Raw genomic sequence first — 657 nt, 5'->3', positions numbered from 1 at the left:
CGAATTAGACGAAGCGTTACGTTTGGCTGATGAAGCTCGTGAAAAGGGTGAACCACTATCAATTGGTTTAGTCGGTAATGCGGTTGACACACATAAAGCAATCTTAGATAAAGGTTTTAAAATTGATATTGTGACAGACCAAACAAGTGCACATGATCCGCTAAATGGTTATGTACCTCAAGGGTATTCGTTAGAAGAAGCGAAAGCAATACGCCAAAAAGATCCAAAACAATATGTTAAAGAAGCACAAAATTCTATGAGAAAACATGTAGAACTCATGCTTGAATTTCAGAAAAATGGTGCTGTTGCATTTGATTATGGTAATAATATCAGACAGGTTGCATTTAATGATGGATTAGAAAATGCATTTGATCCCTGGATTTGTGCCTGCTTATATTCGTCCATTGTTCTGTGAAGGTAAAGGCCCATTCCGTTTTGCAGCATTAAGTGGAGATCCGAAAGATATTGAGCGTGCAGATGAAGAAATGAGAAAGATTTTCCCAGATAATGAAAAATTAATTCGTTGGTTAGATTTAGCGCAAGAAAAAATCGCCTTCCAAGGTTTACCGTCACGTATTGCGTGGTTAGGTTATGAAGAGCGTGCGAAAATGGGCTTAGCATTGAATAAATTAGTAAGAGATGGTGAAATTTCTGCAC

The 657-nt window shown here is 37.6% G+C and carries 1 pseudogene; it reads left to right on the top strand.

Features of this window, described 5'->3' with window-relative positions:
• A pseudogene (locus tag KA878_RS13865) lies at positions 1-657 on the top strand (urocanate hydratase family protein); the annotation flags it as partial.

The organism is Staphylococcus sp. GDY8P57P (genome assembly GCF_017892585.1).
Taxonomy (GTDB): Bacteria; Bacillota; Bacilli; order Staphylococcales; family Staphylococcaceae; genus Staphylococcus; species Staphylococcus borealis.
Note: the sequence above shows the minus strand (reverse complement) of the source record. Positions and strands in the feature narration are given on the sequence as shown.